Origin of the sequence: Nocardia mexicana NBRC 108244 (assembly GCF_001613165.1) — a bacterium.
Classification (GTDB): Bacteria; Actinomycetota; Actinomycetes; order Mycobacteriales; family Mycobacteriaceae; genus Nocardia; species Nocardia mexicana.
The window spans coordinates 1-15,704 of the sequence record NZ_BDBV01000025.1 but is presented as its reverse complement, the minus strand read 5'-3'; the positions used below and the strand labels follow the sequence as shown (position 1 = coordinate 15,704).

Genomic DNA, 15,704 nt, shown 5'->3' with positions numbered 1-15,704 from the left:
GCCCTCCGGAGGATTGCCGCGGCGCCGTTGCGGTACGGCTGTCCCAGCGGCTCACCGGATTTCGGGCGGGCACACCACGAGGTCCCCATGTCGCCACACGGCCCAGGTCAGCGGGACACCCGGCCGATACGCCAGATGGACCGCCGACGGAGCGTCGAGGACGTGCAGGTCGGCGCGAGATCCGGGACGGAGGACGCCGACGGCGCCCTCGGCGTCCAGATCGCGGCCGAGGGCCAGTGCGCCGCCCGCGGTCGCCGCCCAGACCGCCTCCGCGACAGACAGTTTCATCCGCAGGACCGCGATGGCCACGCAGAAGGCCATCGAGGTCGTGTACGAGCTGCCGGGATTGGCGTTGGTGGCCAACGCGATCCGGGCACCCGCGTCCAGGAGCCGGCGCGCGGGTGCGAGGGGTTGGCGGGTGGAGAGGTCGCATGCCGGGAGCAGCGTGGCGATGGTGGAGGATCCGGCGAGTGCCCCGATATCGTCGTCGGTGAGATACGTGCAGTGATCGACGCTGGCCGCCCCGTGATCCACCGCCAGTCGCACCCCGTCGCCGGGGCCGAGCTGGTTGCCGTGCACCCGCAACCCGAGGCCCCGAGCTCGGCCCGCCGCCAACACGCGGCCGGACTGCTCGGCGTCGAAAGCGCCTGTCTCACAGAACACATCGATCCATCCGACGTATTCGGCGACGGCGTCGAGCATCGGGCCGCAGACCAGGTCGGTGTAGTCGTCGGCCGTCGTGTCTCGCGGCACCGTGTGGGCGCCGAGGAAGGTGACCTCGTCCGCCACCTCCGCGGCCAGGGCGGCGCAGCGCCGCTCGTCGGCGACGGTCAGTCCGTACCCGGTCTTCGTCTCGACGCAGGTGGTGCCCTGGCGCAGCGCCTCGTCGCGCAAGCGTCGCAGGGTGGCGGCCAGCTCGCTGTCCGGTGCGGACCGGGTGGCGTCGACGGTGGTCAGGATGCCACCGGCGGAATACGGGCGGCCTGCCATGCGCGCACCGAACTCCGCGGTCCGGTCGCCCGCGAACACCATGTGCGTGTGGCTGTCCACCCAGCCCGGCAGCATCGCCCGCCCGCCGATATCGATCCTGCGATCGGCCTGCGGGGCACGGGATTCCGGACCCACCCACCGCACCCGGTCGCCCTCGACCACGAGCGCGGCGGTGCCGAGCGTGCCCCATTCGTCGGTGTTCGTGGTGAGCTCGGCGATCCCGGTGATCACCGTAGCCGTATCTGCCGTCACCGTGTTCCTCCTCCGGCCTCATTGCCACAATGCCGCGATTTCGGTCTCCAGTTCCCGTGCCACGTCGGGGATCTGCTGGTGGACGCCGTCGCGCACCATCCAGCGACCGGCCACCATCACATCGGTGACGTCGGCGGCCGAGGCCGCGAAAAGCGTTCCCGCACCGTCGGTTCCGGCGATTCGCGGGGATCGTTCGTTGATGTGGACGAGGTCCGCGCCCCAGCCCGGCCCGAGCGCGCCTACCCCGGGCCATCCGGCGGCCTCGTGCGCGGTGGCCGCGCTCAGCAATTCCGTCACGTCGAACCGGCCCCGCCTGCCCGAGGCGAGACGTTCGTGCCATTCCAGGGCGCGGGCCTCGAACCAGGGGTCGATGACGGACTGTCCGTCGCTGCCCAGGCACAGCCGGATACCGGCGTCGGACATGGCGCGCGCGGGGCCGATGCCGTCGCCCAGATCGGATTCGGTGCTCGGGCACAGGCATACCCGTGCCCGCGCGCGAGCGAGCGTGGCGATGTCCTCGGGGGTCGGGTGGGTGACGTGTACCGCGACGGTATTCGCCGTCAAAGCGCCTGCGGCGCTGAGCAATGCGGTCGGCGTGCAGCCGTGGAAGGCGAGGCAGTCGGTGTTCTCGCGCGGTTGTTCCGACACATGCACGTGCAGCGGGCGGCCCGCGGCACCGGCCACCACCACGGGCAGCTGCTCGGCGGGTACCGCGCGCACCGAATGCACCGCCGCGCCGGTGACGACCAGATCTCCCGCGGGACGGAACGCGTGCACCCGCTCGGCCCAGCGTTCGGCGTCACCGTCGTCGAAGCGCGCCTGCACGCCCTCGGTGGGGAGTCCGAATCCGCCTGCCAGATAGCAGGTATCGAGCAACGTCAGCCGTATACCCGCCTCGGCCGCGGCCGCGACCAGGGCGTGGGAGAACTCGTTGGGGTCCGCGTAGCGCTGTCCGCGACCGGGATGATGCAGATAGTGGAATTCCGCGACGCTGGTGTACCCGGCCGACACCATCTCGGCGAATACCCCGCGCGCCAGCCGATAGTAGGAATCCGGCCGCAGCCGTCCGGCGACGGCATACATCCGCTCGCGCCAGGTCCAGAAACTCCCGCGATCATCGTGGGTGCGCCCGCGCAGCGCCCGGTGAAACGCATGCGAATGCGCATTCGCGAACCCCGGCACGGTCAGCCCCGGCAACACCGTCCCGGCGGGCTCCTCCCCCACGGCAACGGATTCGATACGCCCACCATCGATCTCGATCCGCACGGCCTCCGCCACCCCGCCCGGCAACCACGCCCGCCCACACCACACGGTTTCGCCGCGCATCATCCGGCGAGCCTTGTGAGGGTCTGGGCGAGGGCTGTTACGCCTGCGTCGATGTCGGTGGGGTCCGCGTGTTCTGCCGGGGAGTGGCTGATGCCGGTGGGATTGCGGATGTAGAGCATGGCGGTGCGGATGTGGGGGGCGAGTACTGCGGCGTCGTGGCCCGCGCCCGTCGGTAGCGCCGGGGCGGCCAGCAGGGCGGTCAGTTCATCGCGCAGCGCCGGGTCGAAGGTGGCGGTGCCCGCATAGGATTCCTCGTGCACGCTGACCAGGCATCCCTCCAGAGTCGCTGCTGCCCTGGCGCTTTCATGGATCTCGGCAACGAGAGCGCGGACGTTGCCGGGCTCGGGCAGGCGGGCGTCGAGCCACAGGTCGACCCGCGAGGCTATGACGTTGGCGCCGCCCGGCGTCGGCACCAGGCGCCCGACCGTGGCGCGGGCGTCGGGAATCGACCTCGTCAGGTGTCGTACCGCGGTGATGGTTTCGGCGGCCGGGAGCATCGGGTCGCGGCGGTCCGCCGTCGCGGTGGTGCCGGCGTGGTTGCCCTGTCCGGTGAAGGTGAACCGCCAGCGGCCGTGGGCGATAACCGTCGATCCCACGGCGACCGGGGCGTCCAGGTCGATGAGACCTCTCCCCTGCTCCACATGCAGTTCGACGAATGTTCCTATACGGGACAGTATTTCGTCGTCGCGGCCGAATCGCCCGGGATCCGTGCCCGCGCGGCGTGCGGCCTCGGCGAGCGTGACGCCGTGTCCGTCGGCGAGCACCAGCGCACGATCCGGGGCGAGGGCGCCGGTCAGCAGGCGCGACCCCAGGCACGGCACCCCGAACCGGCCGCCCTCCTCTTCGGCGAATACCACGATCGCCAGGGGCCGCCGCGGTGCAAACCCTTGTGCGCGAAGCAGGTCCAGTGCCGCGAACGCGCTCGCAACGCCCAGCGGACCGTCGAAGGCTCCGCCGCCCGGCACGGAGTCGAGGTGGCTGCCCGTCACGACGGCATCCGGTCCGGGTGCACCGAGCCAGGCCCACAGATTGCCGTTCCGGTCGGCCTGTGTCTGCAGGCCCCGCGCCCGCGCGTGCGCGATGAACCATTCACGCAGTTCCAGTTCAGCCGGTTCGAACACGTGCCGCGAATAGCCCCCGCGCGCGTGGTCCGCGCCTACATCCGCGATCTCGGCCAGTAACCCGTTCGCGCTCATCCGATTTTCCCGCCACGGAGAATGCATGACATTCGAATCACGACTCCCACATCGGAATTCGTATGTCACAGTCCCGTGCCACGCGCTCGGCCTCCGGATACCCCGCGTCGACGTGCCGGAACACGCCCATGCCGGGGTCGTTGGTGAGCACTCGCTCGAGCTTCTGCGCCGCCAGGGCGGTGCCGTCGGCGACCGTGACCTGCCCGGCGTGGATGGACCGGCCCATACCGACACCGCCGCCGTGGTGAATGGACACCCAACTCGCCCCCGAGGCGGTGTTGACCAGCGCATTCAGCAGCGGCCAGTCGGCGATGGCGTCCGACCCGTCGGCCATCGCCTCGGTTTCGCGATACGGTGAGGCGACGGAGCCGCAGTCCAGGTGGTCGCGGCCGATCACGATCGGCGCGGAAACCGCACCGCCCGAGACCATCTCGTTGAACCGCAGACCCGCCCGCTGCCGTTCGCCGTACCCGAGCCAGCAGATGCGGGCGGGCAGCCCCTGGAAGGCGACCCGCTCGCGGGCCAGGCGGATCCACCGCGCCAACGACTCGTTCTCCGGGAACAGCTCCAGGATCGCGCGGTCGGTGGCGGCGATATCGGCGGGGTCACCGGAGAGCGCGACCCACCGGAACGGGCCCTTGCCCGCACAGAACAGCGGCCGGATATAGGCGGTCACGAAGCCGGGGAAGTCGAAGGCCCGCTCGCAGCCACCCAGCCGCGCCTCGCCGCGCAGGGAGTTTCCGTAGTCGAACACCTCGGCCCCGCGGTCCAGGAATCCCGCCATCGCGCCGACGTGCTCGGCCATGGATTCTCTTGCGCGGCGGGTGAATTCGTCCGGCTTCCGGCTCGCATAGTCGTCCCAGTCGTCGAGCCCGACGCCGCGCGGCAGGTACGACAGCGGGTCGTGCGCGGAGGTCTGGTCGGTCACGATGTCCACCGGAACGTCGCGCCGCAGCAGTTCCGGCAGCACGTCGGCGGCGTTGCCGACCAACCCCACCGACAGGGCGCGGCGCTCCCGCTTCGCCGCGAGCACCCGCCGCAACGCGTCGTCGAGATCCGCCGCGATCTCGTCGAGGAACCGGGTTTCCACCCGCCGCAGCGCATGTCGCGGATTGCAGTCGACGCACAGCGCCACGCCGCCGTTCATGGTGACCGCCAGCGGCTGCGCACCGCCCATGCCGCCGAGACCCGCTGTGACGGTGAGCGTTCCGGCGAGGCTGCCGCCGAATCGCTTGGCGGCCACCGCGGCGAAGGTCTCGTAGGTACCCTGCAGGATGCCCTGGGTGCCGATATAGATCCACGAGCCCGCCGTCATCTGCCCGTACATCGTCAATCCGGCCGCCTCGAGACGGCGGAACTCCGGCCAATTCGCCCAGTCCGGAACGAGATTCGAGTTGGCGATCAGCACCCGGGGCGCCCACTCGTGGGTGCGCACCACACCCACCGGCTTGCCCGACTGCACCAGCAGCGTCTCGTCCGCTGCCAGGTCGGTGAGCGTGCGCGCGATGGCGGCGAAGCTGGGCCGGTCTCGCGCGGCCTTGCCGGTGCCGCCGTATACGACCAGGTCGCCCGGGCGCTCGGCCACCTCGGGGTCGAGGTTGTTGTGCAGCATCCGCAGCGCCGCCTCGGTCTGCCAGCTGCGGGCGGTGCGGGTGCTGCCGCGGGCGGCGCGCACGGTGGCGGTCATGACTGCTCCCGGGGGTCGTAGGAGGTGGGGTGAGCGATGCCGGACTCGAGCAGCGGTGCGACGGCATCCCCGACGGCACCACCGCCGATGAGTTCGGCGGTCGCGGCGATATCGGGAGCGAGATGGCGGTCCGGGCCGGGTCCGGGCACCCGGGTGCGCAGCAGATCGCGCACCGCGCCGGTCACCGGCGCCGGGCGCAACGGTGTACGCAGGTCGAGAGCCCTTGCGGCGGTGAGCATTTCGACGGCGAGCACGGTGGTGAGGCCGTCGACCGCGCGGCGTAGCTTGCGCGCGGCGGACCACCCCATGGATACGTGGTCCTCCTGCATCGCACTGGACGGGATGGAATCCACCGACGCGGGCACCGCCAGGCGTTTCAACTCCGACACCACCCCGGCCTGGGTGTACTGCGCGATCATGTACCCCGAGTCGACCCCGGGATCGGCGGCCAGGAAGGCCGGTAGCCCGTGCGAACGGTGCACATCCAGCATCCGATCCGTGCGGCGCTCCGCCATGCTCGCCACATCGGCGGCCGCGATCGCCAGGAAGTCGAGCACATAGCCGACGGGCGCGCCGTGGAAGTTGCCGTTGGATTCCACCCGCCCGTCCTCGAGCACCACGGGATTGTCTATGGCCGAGGACAATTCGCGGGCGGCGACGGCGTCGGCATGCGCGAGGGTGTCGCGGGCGGCGCCGTGCACCTGCGGAGCGCACCGCAGCGAATAGGCGTCCTGGACCCGCGGGCAGTCGGGGTTGCGGTGACTGGCGACGATCTCCGAACCGGCGAGCGCCGCCAGCATCCGGGCCGCCGACCGCGCCTGCCCCGGATGCGGCCGCAGGGCCTGCAGGTCGGCCGCGAAGACGCGGTCGGTGCCCAGCAGCGCCTCGACGCTCATGGCGGCGGTGAGATCGGCGATGTCGAGCAGCCGGTGCAGGTCGGCGCCCGCCAGCACCAGCATGGCGAGCATGCCGTCGGTGCCGTTGGTCAGCGCCAGCCCCTCCTTCTCGGCGGGAATCGTCGGCGCGATACCGGCCTCGGCGAGGGCCTGCGCCGCCTCCCGGCGCCGCCCGTGGGGGTCGTACACCGCGCCCTCACCCATCAGCGTCAGCGCCACCGCCGCGAGCGGCGCCAGATCGCCGGAGCACCCGAGTGAGCCGAACTCGGGGACCTCCGGAACCAGGCCGCTGTTGATCAACGCGGCCAGCGCCCGCACCGTGTCCGGGCGGATCCCCGTGTGGCCGCTGAGCAGGGTGCGCAGGCGCAGCAGCATCATCGCCCGCACCACCTCCGCCTCGACCGCTGCCCCCGCGCCCGCCGCGTGCGAGCGAATCAGGCTGCGCTGCAGGTCGGCTCGCCTGTCGGGCGGGATGTGCCGCAAGGCCAGTGCGCCGAATCCGGTCGACACCCCGTAGGCCGGTTCCGGGCTGTGCGCGAGCTTGTCGATGTGACGGCGTACCACCGCCAGGTGGGCGATGGCGTCCTCGGCGAGGGCCACCCTCGCCTCCCCGCGGGCGACGGCCAGCACCTCCGGCGGGTGCAGCGGCGCCGAACCGACCAGCACCGGATCGATCCCGATTCCTGTCATGCAGACATTGCAACCCCTCGCACCGCGCGCGGGCAGGAGGCCACACCGGAATCTGTCCGGGATATCAGACAACCGTTAGGCTTCCCCGGGTGGGCGGCGACATTCCGGGGCTGCGGCGCGGGCTGCAGGTGCTCGGCCTGCTGGCGCGGCGCGCGGTGCCGATTCCCGCGGCCGCGATCGCGCGCGAGCTCGGCCTGCCGCGATCGACGACTTATCACCTGCTCAACGAGCTGCGCACGGCGGGATACGTGGCCCACCTGCCCGCGGAACGCGCCTACGGACTCGGCATCGCCGCCTTCGAGCTCGGGTCGGCGTATTTGCGGCACGACCCGCTGGAGCGGGTGGGCGCCCCGCTGCTGCGCGCGCTCGTCGACGCCGTCGGCCACACCGGGCACCTCGGCATCCTGCACGGCAACGAATCGCTGTACCTGATCGAGCAGCGGCCCGCGCGGCCCCAGACCCTTGTCACAGACGTCGGCGTGCGGCTGCCCGCCCACCTGACCGCCACCGGCCGCTCGATGCTGGCACACCTCGAGCCTGTGCACGTGCGTGCCCTGTTCCCCGGGCCCGCCGCCTTCCCGATGCGCACCGACCGCGGCCCCCGCACCCTCACCGAACTGCGAAAACTGCTGCGGGCCGAGAAGTCTCGCGGCTGGGCCGTCGAAGACGGTTACGTGACACCGGGATTCGCCACGGTCGCGGCGCCCGCATTCGACCACGGCGGCCGTCCCCTCGCCGCCGTCGGCGTCACCCTGCGCCACCACTGCCCCGACGAACCCGTTCCGTGTGAACGGGATTGGCCCGAGCTCGCCGCCCGAGTGCGCTCCACGGCCGCTGCGCTGACCGCCATCATCGGCGGGCGCGGGCCCGGGTAGCTGAGCCTGCCGCGGGGGTTCTGGAATTGTCGGCCCGCGCAGGAAAGTTGCCACCACGCGAATCATTGTCGCGCTTGCGGGCCTCCCGGCCCCGCAAATCCGTACCCTCGTGCCCCCGGGCGGTGCTGGTCCGACTATACATCAGACACGCGAACAGTGTTGCGCCACAGAATGATTCAGATTTTCGACGGATTCCCTCCGGAGGCTCCGACACGGCGTGGTGGTCGCCCGAACATGCAGTTCGACGGGCTTTGACAGCCTTACGGCACCACCATAATCTCGCTCGCCGTAGTCCCCATGGAAGAACGGAAGAACATGCTGAAGACGAACAGGCTGCTGGCGGGTTTCGCGATTGCCGCCGCCGCGGTCGGGTCCACCGTCGCCACCGCCACCACGGCGTCCGCCGAGCGCGTCGAGGGCACGAGCGGGTGCATCACGTACTCCTACGACGACGGAAACGTCAGCACCACCGTGTACTACCACAACGTCTGCAATCACGGCGCCACGGTCATCGTCGAATCGACCTGCACCGAGAACAGGATCGATCTGGGCGTCGACGAGCACGGCCACTATGTGCTCGACGTCTGCGACGTCAAGAGCATTCGCGGGTCGGCCTGACCCCCGCACTGCCTTGCCGAGACCCGGCCGCCCGCGAGGTGGCCGGGCCTCGCGGCTCGGGCGGCACCGTTAGCATCGATTCGGTGAGACTCCGCAGTATGTTGTGTGTCGGCGCCGTAGCTGTGATCGCGCCGCTGGCGTGCCAGGTGCCGGCGCACGCCGGACCGAGCGCCGCCGCGGAATCGGTGTGGGGCGTTCCCACCGCCGCCCCGGACGATCTCTCGCTGATCGTCGCCTACAGCTTCGGCAACCGGATACCTCCGGGCGCGGATCCGGCGCGGATCGAGGGCGAGCCCGGCCCGGTGAACGAAGCGCTGGCCGATGCCGTGGTCGCGGCGCGCGGCGACCGGGACATTCCCGTCTTCGCGCAGACGACGATCGCCGAGGTGCTCGAGTCGAAGTACGGGATGCGCGATGTGGTCACCATCGCCGCCGACCGCAATCCGGACGGAACGCTGGCCTACCTGTCGACCGACGGTGTCGCGGCGCGGGTGGCGGAACTGCGCGGTGCGGCCGTCAGCTCGGATACCGTCGGTGTCGTCGCCTTCCGTGATCATCTCTGGCGGGCGACGCGCACCACCGCCGCCCACGGATTCCACGCGTACGCACCCCGGGGTATCGCCATGCCCGATCGCTACGATCCGCAGTCCGGGCAGCCGTGGACGACCGGCCCGGAGCGCTACCTGCCCACCGACTATGCGGGCCGTATTCCGTTGCTACTCAACGGCCTCGGTCGTTAGCGCCGGTTACCCGGGCCGCGGCGCTCAACCCCGGATCAGGGCGCACAACTCGTCCGCGAGTTCCGCGGTGGCGGCGACGACCCCGCTCCAGCGGCGGGTGAGGTCGGTGTCGAAGACGATCGGGCGGCCGTAGGCGTCCACCACCGCACCGCCCGCCGCACTCACGAGTACCGTGGCCGCCGCGATATCCATCAGCCGATGCGTATCGCTGCCCGCGTCCACGAAGGCGTCCACGGCGCCGGTCGCCACGAAAGCCGCGTCCAGGGTGCTGCAGCTCAGGATCCGAATCCTGGTGGCGGACCGGGCAACTCGCGACCAGGCGTCCCAGTTGCGCGGGTGCGGCCGCAGCACCGACACCGCCGCCGCCTTCGCCGATCGGCAGCCGCTGGTCCCGAAGGCAGGGCGTCCGGCCGCCGCCCACCAGCGCTCCCCGGTGTGCAGCCAGACGGTCATCGCCTCGGTGAACTCGCCGTCGACGGCGACCGCGGCGCTGAAGCACGACAGCGGGACCCCGGCCGCCGCATTGGCCGACCCGTCCACGGGATCGATGACCAGGCTCACCGCCGAGCCGATATCGATCCAACCCCGCTCCTCCGACAGCACGTTCACCCCCGCCGCGGTGGCGGCGTCGATGACGGCCTCCTCCACCAGGACGTCGATCAGCATGGTGGGTGTGCCGTCGGCGCCGTCCATGGCGACGGCCGCGAGCTGCTGCGGCGAGTGGTTCTCCAGCGCCTTGCGGTACGCGGTCTGCGCGGCCTCGGCCGCGGCGACCAACGCCGTATTCGCCTGGTCACCAATGTGTTTCGTGCTCAGCATGGATACTCCCGGCAGTGTCGGCGGATTCCGGCCGAAAGCGAGCCGGAAATAGGGGAAATGCGATGGCTGTGCAGTCCCCGGGTCTTACGAGGTGGCGCGGCGCAGCCACATGGCGATGCCCTCCACCGCCATCACCACAGCGAACACCATCAGGACGATCGTGGTGACCACGTCGAACTGCAGCACCCTGGTGGCGTTGATGAGGTAGAAGCCGATGCCGCCCGCACCGACCACGCCGAGCAGGGTGGCCGCCCGGATGTTGACGTCGAGTTGGTAGCACAGGTGGGCGACGAGCGCGGGCGCGCATTGGCGCAATGTCGCGGCGCCGAAGACCTGCACGCGGGTGGCGCCGGTGGCCGATACCGCCTGCTGCACCCGCACGTCGGTCTCCTCGAGCGAGTCGGCGATCAGCTTGCCGAACAACCCGACCGTGCCGACGGCGAGCGCCAGCGCACCGGCCTGCGCACCCAGCCCGGTGACCACGATGAACAGGATCGCCAGAATCAGGTCCGGGATACCGCGCACGGTGACGATGACCATCCGGAACACCCGGGCCACCTCCGGACTCGGCGCCACATTGCGGGCGGCGAAGGCACCGATCGGCAGCGCGATCAGGAACCCGAGAAAGGTTGCGGCGAGGGCGATCTGAACCGTGACGATCAGTTGGTCGACGAGTTCGCCCCAGATGCCGCCGCTCGCAGGCGGAAAGAACAGCCCCAGCGTCTGCGGCAACGTGGCGAGCCCCTCGCCCACCCGCGACAGTTCCAGATCGGCTCCCCGCACGGCCGCCACCAGGGCCACGATCGTGACGGCGGCGTAGCAGGCGCCGCGTATCCGCCGGGCGGTCCACGGCGGGCTGATGCGGTAGCCGCCGTCGTTGGTCGTGCTCGCGGATTCGCCGGTGGCCCAGCCGTTCTCGGCGCGCCGCAGCCATCGGGTGAATCGTCGCCACGGTCCGCGCCGGGCGGGCGCCTGGTTGCCGAGCAGCGCGCGGCGCACCGCCCCGGACAGCAGTTCCACCGCGATGCACAGGGCGAGCACGAACAGCGCCAGGGCGAGCGCGCGCCGGTACTGCATGGTCCGCGTCGCCATCGACAGCTCCATGCCGAGTCCGCCGACGCCCACATAGCCCAGCAGTACCGACGTGCGCAGATTGATGTCGAAGCGGTGCAGCGCGGTCGCGACGAACGCCGGAAGCGCCTGCGGGAACACGGCGCCGGTGAGCTGCTGCGCCCAGCCCGCGCCCGCCGCCCGCAGCGCGTCACGGGGACCGGCCGCGGTGTCCTCGATGGCGTCGCCGTACAGCTTGCCGACCATGCCGACCGAGTGGATGCCCATGGCCAGCACACCCGCCAGCGTGCCGAGCCCGAACAGTCGCAGGAACACGATGGCCAGCACGATATCGGGAATTGCCCTGGCCACCACGATGATTGCGCGGGCACCCCAGCGTGCGGGCGCACCCGGCGTGGTGTTGCGCGCCGCCGCGACCGCGACCGGAACCGACAGCAGCACGCTCAGCAGAGTGGCGCAGGCGACGATCGCCAGGGTCTGCCCGGTCATCGCTGCCAGCTCGGCGAGTGGCGGGAAATCCAGCGGAAGCGCGCGGGACAGGAAATCGGCGGCGTTGCCCAGGCTGTCGGCGAAGGTGGCGATATTGAGCCGCAGCGAGGCGACCGACCACACGGACGCCACCACCCACGCCACCAGTACGGCGGCCACGCCGATCGCGGTGCCCGAGGGCCGGGGTATGGTCGGCTGTTCGGATTGCCCTGCGGGACGCGGTCTTTCGGGAGCGAGCACCGACACGGAGATCACACCGGCTGCGGGACCGCGGCGGCGGCCACCGTCGAGTAGATGGACATCGTCTCGGTCCGGTCGATCGCCGACATCGGCTTGTCGACGACCACGCGCCCGGCGCGCAGGCCGACCAGGCGATGCCCCCACGACAGCGCCAGCTCGACCTGGTGCAGGCTGCACAGCACGGTCAGGTCGTCCTCGGCGGCGATCGCCGAGATCAGCGCCATCACCTGCGCCGCCGACTCCGGATCCAGCGAGGCCACCGGCTCGTCCGCCAGCAGGATCCGCGGCCGCTGCACCAGCGCCCGCGCCACCGCGACGCGCTGCTGCTGGCCGCCGGAGAGGGTGTCGGCGCGCTGGAACGGGCGGTCGGCCAAGCCGACCCGGTCGAGCTGCTCCATCGCCGCCAGCCGCACCGACTTCGGATAGGTGACCAAGCCCAGCCGTGGTCCGCGCAGCGATCCCAGCGCGCCGGTGCACACGTTCTCCAGCACGGACATGCTGCCCACCAGATGGAACTGCTGGAACACGAACCCCACCCGGCGGCGCAGCGCCCGCAGCTCGCGCCCGCGCGCCGCCGCCACGTCCCGGCCCAGCACCGTCACCGTGCCGCCGTCGGGGGTGTGCAGCCCGTCGAGCAGCCGCAGCAGCGTCGACTTGCCGGAGCCGGACTGGCCGAGCAGCGCCACCACCTCACCCGGATACACCTGCAGCGAGACGTCCTCGAGGGCGCTGACTCGCGGTCCGAAATTCTTGTGCACCCGCTCGAGCGCGACGGCGGGCCTCAGGACGCGATCGATCGTCGCGCCCAGTGCGTGGTCGGGATCGGACATGACGTTCTCCTACCGCGGATCAGGACTTGCAGGCTTTGGCGTCGGTGACCTTGCAGACCTGCCGGACACCGTCGTACAGCGAATCCTGAACGGGGACATAGCCGTACTTCACGCCGTCGGGCAGGGTGCAGTCCGCGCCGGAGCAGCGGCCCGCGGCGGTCAGCGCGGGGATGTTGAGCTGATCGCGGAAGATCGCGGTCAGCTTCTCCTGCAGCGGCGCCGACAGCGTGGTGCTGATCGCGATCGGGCTGGTGGGGATGGTCTGCGATTTCCAGATCACGCCGATATCGCCGGGCTTCAGCTGGCCCTTCTCCGGCATCGTCTTGTCGACGATGGTGTCGTAGGCGAATCCGGCATCGCACTGACCGCTCAGCACGGCCAGCACCGAGGCGTCGTGCCCACCGGCGAAGACCGGGGTGATGTCCTTCTCCGGGTCGAGGCCCGCCTCCTTCAGCCCCGCGGACGGGTACAGGTAACCCGAGGTCGAGGAGGGATCGACGAAACAGACCTTCTTGCCGCGGAAGTCGGCCAGTGTCTTGATCGGCGAACCCGGCTTGGTGACGGCGTAGGAGACGTATCCGGGCTTGGCGTCCGCGGCGTTGACCGGCGCGGCGATCGCGGTGGTCTGGACGCCGCTGTCCTTGGCCAGGGCGTAGGAGAACGGTCCGTACCCGGCGATCTGCACCTTGCCGGCGCGCTGGCCCTCGATCACCCCGGCGTAGTCGGTCGCGTTCTGGAACTGCACCTTGTGGCCGGTCTCCTTCTCGATGACGTCGGCCACCAGCCGGTACTGCTGCTGCAGGCTGCCGGAGTTCTCCGAGGGAATCGAGGCCAGCACCAGCGTGTCCGGATCGCCGGAGCCCTTGCTGTCGGCGCTGGAACCGCACCCGGTGAGGCCCAGTACCGCGACCGCGGCGGCGACCCCGAGGGCGCGGAAGATATTGCTACCCATTGTGACGTTGACTCCTTTGTTGCCCGTTCCCCGCCACCACGACGGTCCGTGACAGCCGTGTCCGGCACGGCAACCAGCGGTTAACCGCAGCGGAATGGCTGGGGGCGGATGCCGGGGGTTGTCGGTTCAGTGCGCCCGCAGCACCGCGCGGACCACCGGGCAGTCGTGCTCGAGGCCGACGAGGATCAGGTCGGCCCGCCGATCCGGTTCGAGCGTGCCGCGATCGGTCAGCCCGACGGCGGTCGCCGGTCCGCTGGTGACCAGCGACACCGCTCGCGCCAGCGGCACGCTCGCGTCCCCCGCCAGCAGGAAGACGGCGGACAGCAGGGCGGACGGCAGATAGTCCGAGGCCAGCGCCGTCACCAGCCCGAGCCGTGCGAGGGTGTGTGCGGACACGTTGCCGGAGTGCGATCCACCGCGCAGCACATTGGGCCCGCCCATGATCACCGCCATGTCCCGGGCGCGCGCCTCCCGCGCCGCCTCCTCGGTGGTCGGGAATTCCGCGACGGCACCGCCGCGCCCGGCCAGGTCCGCGATCTCGGCCGCGGACTCCGGATCGTGTCCGAAGATCCGGGCCACGCCCGTGGCGGCCTGCCCGGCCAGCCAGTGCATGGACTCCTCGCGCACCGCGAGATTCGCGGCGCGTTCGCGGGCGATCTCGTCCACCTGCGTGCGGGCCTCCTCGGCCGACAGGCCCTGCATGGTGGCGAGGTAGGTCTCGTAGTACGTTCGGTCCGCGTACTGTCCGATGCCGGGAGTGTGGTCCTCGTGCGAGATCACCGCCGGCACAGCCGGATTGAACCTGCCGTGGCTCACGGCCTGCTCGATGTGGTCGGTCAGCGCCGCCAGGCCCGGGGCGCACCGCACGTCCAGCCGGTGCAGCACGCGGTGGTCGACCAGCCCGGCCGTGTCGCGGTCGTTCCAGATCGCGATCGCCTCGCACATGTCCAGCGCCGACTGCACGCTGCGCTTGTCCCGGGCCGTCTGCCGATCGGAGAACGAGGCGCCGTGGAAGACCGTCGTGATGCCCGCCGCCCGCAGCTTGCCCTCGAACGACATCATCGAGAACAGCCACGGCAGTTCGGCTCCCGGCCGCGGCAGCCGCTCGCGCTCCAGCCCGTCGGAGTGCACGTCGACCAGGCCGGGCAGGCACATCAGCCCGCCGCCGTCGACATCGGCCACGGTGCCGGTCCGGCTCGGCCCCACCTCCGCGATCCGCCCGTCCCGCACCACGATTCGGGCGTCGTCGACCACCCGATCGGGCAGCACGGCACGCACGTGGCCGAGCACGTAGTCCCGCGGCGACTGCGGCAGGGACCAGGCGGGCCGGTCCAGGGTGTCCAGAATCGCGTTCACGCCGCCTCCTCGCAGACATAGGTTCGCAGTGCCGGTGCACGATGCGACTGTTTGCTCACGCCGCCACCCCCAGGACTTCGGCGGGGGTGCCGTGCTCGGCGATGCGGCCCTCGCTGAAGCGGAGGACGCGGTCGGCGAGGCGGTGCATGGCCTCGAGGTCGTGGAAGACCGCGAGCACCGCGACGCCGTCGGCCGAGAGGGCCGCGATGAGGTCCAGTGCGCGTTCGCGATTGGCGGGGTCCAGGGCCGACACCGGCTCGTCCAGCAGCAGCAGGCGCGGCGGGTGCACGGTGCCCGCGGCGATGTTCACGCGCTGCCGCTCGCCGCCGGACAGCACACCGCAGTCGACGTCCCACAGGGTTTCGTCCAGCGCCAGCCGCCGCAGTGCCGCGGCCGCGGCATCGCGGGCCGAGGCGCGGTCCAGGCCACGCCGTCGTCCGGCCGCCGCCACAACCTCCAGGGGTCCGGTTCGCGGTGGGGCGGAAAGGAATTGGGAGACGTAGCCGAGTTCGCGGCCACGCCGCCTGGCCATCTCCCGGTCGCTGAGCGCGGTGAGGTCCACGAGCCCGGACGCCGTGCCGAGTGTCACGGTGCCCGCATCGGGCAGATAGCTGCGGTAGACGCAGCGCAGCAGGCTCGACTTGCCCGCACCGCTGGGTCCGGCGAGGGCCACGTGC

At 71.2% G+C, this 15,704-nt stretch carries 14 protein-coding genes; 3 read left to right on the top strand and 11 right to left on the bottom strand.

Annotated features, from left to right (window positions below; translation table 11 throughout):
• Positions 1-51 precede the first annotated feature (51 nt).
• The 5 genes from hutI to hutH are packed head-to-tail and all read right to left on the bottom strand — an operon-like array spanning position 52 to position 7,037.
• Positions 52-1,242, bottom strand: coding sequence for an imidazolonepropionase (hutI, locus tag NM1_RS10830; RefSeq protein ID WP_068017593.1), 1,191 nt, complete (start codon positions 1,240-1,242; stop codon positions 52-54).
• An 18-nt stretch (positions 1,243-1,260) separates the two neighbouring features.
• Positions 1,261-2,571, bottom strand: coding sequence for a formimidoylglutamate deiminase (locus tag NM1_RS10825; RefSeq protein WP_246010655.1), 1,311 nt, complete (start codon positions 2,569-2,571; stop codon positions 1,261-1,263).
• Positions 2,568-3,764 (bottom strand): allantoate amidohydrolase, encoded by a 1,197-nt coding sequence (locus tag NM1_RS10820; protein WP_068017587.1) that lies wholly within the window; start codon positions 3,762-3,764, stop codon positions 2,568-2,570. Before NM1_RS10820 ends, NM1_RS10825 begins: the two co-directional genes overlap by 4 nt.
• A gap of 37 nt (positions 3,765-3,801) precedes the next feature.
• Positions 3,802-5,451, bottom strand: a complete 1,650-nt coding sequence (gene hutU, locus NM1_RS10815) for a urocanate hydratase (RefSeq protein ID WP_068017584.1) — start codon at positions 5,449-5,451, stop codon at positions 3,802-3,804.
• Positions 5,448-7,037, bottom strand: a complete 1,590-nt coding sequence (gene hutH / locus NM1_RS10810) for a histidine ammonia-lyase (protein WP_068017581.1) — start codon at positions 7,035-7,037, stop codon at positions 5,448-5,450. Before hutH ends, hutU begins: the two co-directional genes overlap by 4 nt.
• An 89-nt stretch (positions 7,038-7,126) precedes the next feature.
• On the opposite strand from hutH, the gene NM1_RS10805 reads away from it, so the two are divergent.
• From NM1_RS10805 to NM1_RS10795, 3 genes are all read left to right on the top strand, one after another.
• On the top strand, positions 7,127-7,912 hold the full coding sequence (locus NM1_RS10805) for an IclR family transcriptional regulator (RefSeq protein ID WP_068017578.1): 786 nt from the start codon (positions 7,127-7,129) through the stop codon (positions 7,910-7,912).
• A 297-nt stretch (positions 7,913-8,209) separates the two neighbouring features.
• The gene (locus NM1_RS10800) at positions 8,210-8,530 is read left to right on the top strand and encodes a hypothetical protein (RefSeq protein ID WP_068017575.1); all 321 of its coding nucleotides are present in this window, start codon (positions 8,210-8,212) and stop codon (positions 8,528-8,530) included.
• An 83-nt stretch (positions 8,531-8,613) separates the two neighbouring features.
• Entirely contained in the window at positions 8,614-9,270 is a 657-nt protein-coding gene (locus NM1_RS10795; protein ID WP_246010650.1) for a hypothetical protein, read from the top strand.
• Between the two features lie 24 nt (positions 9,271-9,294).
• On the opposite strand, the gene NM1_RS10790 is transcribed toward NM1_RS10795, so the two are convergent.
• The 6 genes from NM1_RS10790 to NM1_RS10765 form a co-directional block, all read right to left on the bottom strand.
• Complete coding sequence (locus tag NM1_RS10790) at positions 9,295-10,089, bottom strand: inositol monophosphatase family protein (RefSeq protein WP_068017569.1); 795 nt, start codon at positions 10,087-10,089, stop codon at positions 9,295-9,297.
• Positions 10,090-10,173: 84 nt separating this feature from the next.
• On the bottom strand, positions 10,174-11,808 hold the full coding sequence (phnE, locus tag NM1_RS10785; protein ID WP_246010648.1) for a phosphonate ABC transporter, permease protein PhnE: 1,635 nt from the start codon (positions 11,806-11,808) through the stop codon (positions 10,174-10,176).
• A gap of 92 nt (positions 11,809-11,900) precedes the next feature.
• A complete protein-coding gene (gene phnC / locus NM1_RS10780; protein ID WP_068017567.1) occupies positions 11,901-12,719 on the bottom strand; it encodes a phosphonate ABC transporter ATP-binding protein in 819 nt (272 codons plus the stop codon).
• Between the two features lie 19 nt (positions 12,720-12,738).
• The gene (locus NM1_RS10775; protein WP_068017565.1) at positions 12,739-13,671 is read right to left on the bottom strand and encodes a phosphate/phosphite/phosphonate ABC transporter substrate-binding protein; all 933 of its coding nucleotides are present in this window, start codon (positions 13,669-13,671) and stop codon (positions 12,739-12,741) included.
• Between the two features lie 126 nt (positions 13,672-13,797).
• Positions 13,798-15,027, bottom strand: coding sequence for an alpha-D-ribose 1-methylphosphonate 5-triphosphate diphosphatase (locus NM1_RS10770; protein WP_068017562.1), 1,230 nt, complete (start codon positions 15,025-15,027; stop codon positions 13,798-13,800).
• A gap of 55 nt (positions 15,028-15,082) precedes the next feature.
• A partial coding sequence (locus tag NM1_RS10765) for an ATP-binding cassette domain-containing protein (protein ID WP_068017558.1) occupies positions 15,083-15,704 on the bottom strand: 622 nt, incomplete at its 5' end.

Excerpts from the sequence above, each read along its gene's own strand:
- NM1_RS10825 (WP_246010655.1), bottom strand. The coding sequence starts at position 2,571 with ATGATGCGCGGCGAAACCGTGTGGTGTGGGCGGGCGTGGTTGCCGGGC.
- NM1_RS10820 (WP_068017587.1), bottom strand. The coding sequence starts at position 3,764 with ATGAGCGCGAACGGGTTACTGGCCGAGATCGCGGATGTAGGCGCGGAC.
- hutU (WP_068017584.1), bottom strand. The coding sequence starts at position 5,451 with ATGACCGCCACCGTGCGCGCCGCCCGCGGCAGCACCCGCACCGCCCGC.
- hutH (WP_068017581.1), bottom strand. The coding sequence starts at position 7,037 with ATGACAGGAATCGGGATCGATCCGGTGCTGGTCGGTTCGGCGCCGCTG.
- NM1_RS10800 (WP_068017575.1), top strand. The coding sequence starts at position 8,210 with ATGGAAGAACGGAAGAACATGCTGAAGACGAACAGGCTGCTGGCGGGT.
- NM1_RS10790 (WP_068017569.1), bottom strand. The coding sequence starts at position 10,089 with ATGCTGAGCACGAAACACATTGGTGACCAGGCGAATACGGCGTTGGTC.
- phnC (WP_068017567.1), bottom strand. The coding sequence starts at position 12,719 with ATGTCCGATCCCGACCACGCACTGGGCGCGACGATCGATCGCGTCCTG.
- NM1_RS10775 (WP_068017565.1), bottom strand. The coding sequence starts at position 13,671 with ATGGGTAGCAATATCTTCCGCGCCCTCGGGGTCGCCGCCGCGGTCGCG.